The organism is Paenibacillus popilliae ATCC 14706, assembly GCF_000315235.1.
GTDB classification, from domain to species: domain Bacteria; phylum Bacillota; class Bacilli; order Paenibacillales; family Paenibacillaceae; genus Paenibacillus_B; species Paenibacillus_B popilliae.
This window is the reverse complement of record NZ_BALG01000358.1, coordinates 1-3679: the sequence shown is the minus strand read 5'-3', so window position 1 is coordinate 3679 and position 3679 is coordinate 1. Positions and strand designations below refer to the sequence as shown.

The 3679-nt window shown below is 44.4% G+C and carries 3 protein-coding genes and 1 pseudogene; 1 reads left to right on the top strand and 3 read right to left on the bottom strand.

Going from position 1 to position 3679, the window contains the following annotated elements:
• Window positions 1–2199, top strand: a 2199-nt coding sequence (locus PPOP_RS22995) for a hypothetical protein (RefSeq protein WP_006287964.1), incomplete at its 5' end; no start/stop codon positions are given.
• Between the two features lie 393 nt (window positions 2200–2592).
• Here PPOP_RS22995 and PPOP_RS21190 read toward each other — a convergent pair.
• The 3 genes and pseudogenes from PPOP_RS21190 to tnpA all read right to left on the bottom strand — a co-directional run.
• A pseudogene (locus PPOP_RS21190) lies at window positions 2593–2834 on the bottom strand (transposase domain-containing protein); the annotation flags it as partial.
• 83 nt (window positions 2835–2917) lie between these two features.
• Window positions 2918–3118 carry an IS66 family insertion sequence element accessory protein TnpB gene (tnpB, locus tag PPOP_RS23555; protein WP_267879088.1) on the bottom strand — a complete coding sequence of 67 codons (201 nt, stop codon included), beginning with the start codon at window positions 3116–3118 and terminating at the stop codon, window positions 2918–2920.
• A gap of 80 nt (window positions 3119–3198) precedes the next feature.
• Window positions 3199–3357 (bottom strand): IS66 family insertion sequence element accessory protein TnpA, encoded by a 159-nt coding sequence (gene tnpA, locus PPOP_RS26130; RefSeq protein ID WP_422730661.1) that lies wholly within the window; start codon window positions 3355–3357, stop codon window positions 3199–3201.
• Window positions 3358–3679: the final 322 nt, after the last annotated feature.

The following is a 3679-nucleotide window of genomic DNA, read 5'->3' as shown; positions in this document are numbered from 1 at the left end:
CTAGAGGCAGCAGCGGAGAACGTCATCCAGGTCAAGCAAGCCAAAGAAAACATAAACGGGCAACGCCAAGCTTTACAACACCTATTTTTACCTATGGTTGAAATGATCGAGCATAACTTATTTGACAGACCGGGGTGGCAAGCACAGGTTTTAGATACACTGAAATACGTTCAGTTTACAGTGCTAGCCATTGATCCGATTGGAAGTTTTGTGCCTATTCGTCCAGAAGAAGCAACGACCTTAGTTATCAAAGGAATCAGTCGAGAAGCAGGCATTTTATCAAGAACGGCCACCAAGTTAGAAGCGATAAAGGACAGCGCGGTTGAGGCAGAAGAAACAGCAGTGAAACAAATCCGAGAGGAAATTGAGAAAGAAGAAGGTGCGGTCGAAGAAAGGGAGATCCAAGTTTGCAGACCGTGCGGTCCCGGAGGTAGAGCCAAGCGGTCAATCGAATGCTGTGAAGTGGAACCACAACCAGGGACAAGCACGTCAACGGAACAGCCGGAGTTAGATGACAACATTCCAATACTAACTGAAGAAGAAATCGCAGAGATGGAAGGGAGAGAACAACCGTCGCAACCAGGGACAAGCACGTCAACGGAACAGCCGGAGTTAGATGACAACATTCCAATACTAACTGAAGAAGAAATCGCAGAGATGGAAGGGAGAGAACAACCGTCGCAACCGGGGACAAGCACGTCAACGGAACAGCTAGAGTTAGATGACAACATCCCAGCACCTCAAACAGCAGAAGAAATATTAGAATTTCCAACAGCAGAAGAAATATTAGATTTTCCGACTGAAAATAGTCCACTTATATTGGATGAGGATGATTGGGCTAAATTAATTCGCGTCCCGCTTAAGGATGGGGAAACAGTTCTTGGTGAAATGTTTATTAGAGGAAATAACTGTGAAATTTTTATAACGGGTATAACAGAGGCAGATACAAGTGAACTGCCTATCATATATGGTCTAGAGGAGGCTGATTTATTCCGAACAAGCTCGACTATGGAAAATCATTTCTTTAAATATAGAAATGAAGAAGGTACCGTTTTACCTGTGGAGACAGTGGAGATAGTTCCTTTTAATATTCCTGGTCCTGCTGTTCATCGTGTAGGACAGAAGGTTGCATTTCGGTGGAGTGAGACGCAGCAGCATGAGGAAGTTCCCGGTAATAATATTAGAGTAAATAAAACGGTAGTAGGCAAGGTGTTATCTCTTGGAGATCAACCCGATTCTTTTGTTCAAATCGGTGTTCCTAAGTCTACAACGAGCGAACAATTAGGTGAATTTCCTTTAAATACTTTTGTACGTATGGATGGCGAAGAGCAAGGCATATATAAACCGGTTCAATATGTATGTACAAACGAAATAAAACCGGATGAACGCATTGATGTAAATGAATCAACGCAGGAAACGAATATAGTGGTTGGAAAAGAATTATCACTTCAATTACGAAAACTCTCGATAATTGGAATTATAGAGCATATTGGTACCGTTCAGGGTTATCCCATTGTATTTCTCCATGTTCCCGTATCTCCAGAACACGTACAATCTGTGAAACAACAATTGGAAACCGCGTTTCAAGACCAGCAATACGATGTACCAATGGAGTGGAAAGGACAATTGATAAATGCTGCTCCTGTCATTGTTCGAATCGGAGATGAAGTTATCGGAGGGAAAGTAATAGATACTGATGGACACAATAACGAATGGATAGAAGTTACCCATTGGCGCTCCGTATCTGAAAATACAGAACATGTGAAAGAATCCATAGTAGGTTTTTTGGATCAACCGGAGCAGGTAGGCTCTACATTAGAAATGATGCTAGACTTGTTTTCGTTCAATTTACAGGCAAAATCATTGCAAAAGTTGATTAAAAAACAGGTAGTTCCGCAGCAGCAGCTAGAAAAGTTACACACGAAAATAAAAGATATTATGGCAAATACCTTGTTACCGAACATAACGAATGACATGCTTGACGCTTTCGTACAAAACCATTCGATTTACAACTATAGTCCCTATCAAATTGACAATATCGAAGAGAATTTAACAAAACAGTTGCTTGAGCTGGTTCGAAAATTGATATCGGAACAAAATGAATCTTTACAGGCACAAATCAGGTGTAAAATGGATCCCGTTGTTAAGGAAGTTATCCGTGATATTCGTGATATTTACGAAGAAAATGCTCACAACTGACAGCCTGAGGAATTACAGCAGCAGCTATTTACTTCTGATGATAAGCAGAATCTAATTCGGAGGGTAGTAATAAAGAGGCCACTTATAACAGCTACAAAAAAGGCCAACTTTGTTCAGCTCCATTACGCTCCATCGCTATCCCGTGCAACACGGCCCCAGAGCCGTGTTGCACGGGCGTTCGCGAGCGGCTGAGCCGTTACATCACGTCGCGGCACTCTGAAACTGGCAAGGTCACCTTCAATGACTCAACGGCTTGCAATCGGATTCGTTTGCTCATTTCCGTCTTGCCATTGCATTTTAGGGTAGACTTTTTCATGAGGTCGCCTCGTTTCGTGAACGTCAAATCGGCCCCACCTAGCGGTCAGATTGGGGCCAGTGTATGATCGATGTAGATTAGTTCATACGGCAGAAGTCCGGCAACTGCGGCGACCACGGCATAATGGACGCTAACGCCTGTGACCCTTGCAGATTGGCAAGCTGCGGCAATTGCTCGAACAAGTGCGTGAGATACCGAAACGGGTGTAGCCCATTTTCCTTGGCCGCCTCGATTACACTGTAGATCGCTGCGCTCGCCTTGGCTCCGCGCGGAGTATGGGCAAAGAGCAGTTTTTACGTCCGATCACAAACGGCTTGATCATGTGTAGATCGCCACTTCCGGCGAGACCTGAGCGCTGGGTAAGCGTCAGGCCGTCGAGCAGCCAGCGCAGCTCACGCTGCGTCAGACATAGTGGAGCTGTGCCGCCAGCGGGCCACTGAAACGAGCCGCGCTCGAGCCTGCGGTACAAAACACGAACAGCGCCGAGGAAAACGGATTGAGCCCAAATTGTTCCTGTACCATAGCGGCCAGCCCATCAATGGATTTGCGCATGTCTGTTGCGCCGCAAGCCAGATAAACAGGTGAAGCGATGAAATTCAGCATAACGGCGTAAGGGCGGCAACTACATCATGAAGCAGTCTGGGTTCAAAATCGGGACGAACGTCGATCCGGGCAATGCCGACTTAGATCTGAAGGGACTCGGTTGCTTCGATTTGGCCAGCGATAGTGATCGGACGGAAGGTAGTGACCGCTGAGGTAGTCCGCACTTGCCTTTGCACCTTGTAGAGCCAATATTTTAATTGATGAACGGTCAGGTCGTGCTCTTTGCACAAGGCTTTCATCGTTTGCCCGCTGGTCTGATAAGCAGTAATGCGCTCCGTCCATAATAAAAATGAGAATTTATTCGTATTTTCTTTAGTTTACTTCACTGGAGTCTATTTTTTCTAACTTTTTCGAGACTTCGTTTCACGGATTCAGGTAAATGTTATTAAGGGGTATTTTGTAACCAATAAAGGATTAATTAGGTGTAAAATATTGGTTGTTCATGGAAAAATGAAGATTTGGGAGGCGAAATCACTGATGAAAAGGAAGATGACGTTAAAAAAATTAAGTCCAATCCGTCTTATTGTTATGTTAATAAGTTGCAACTTATTAGCTACAGAA

Bases quoted from the DNA above. Each gene is read 5' to 3' on its own strand.
- tnpA (WP_422730661.1), bottom strand. From the start codon at position 3,357: ATGAAAGCCTTGTGCAAAGAGCACGACCTGACCGTTCATCAATTAAAA.
- tnpB (WP_267879088.1), bottom strand. From the start codon at position 3,118: ATGCTGAATTTCATCGCTTCACCTGTTTATCTGGCTTGCGGCGCAACA.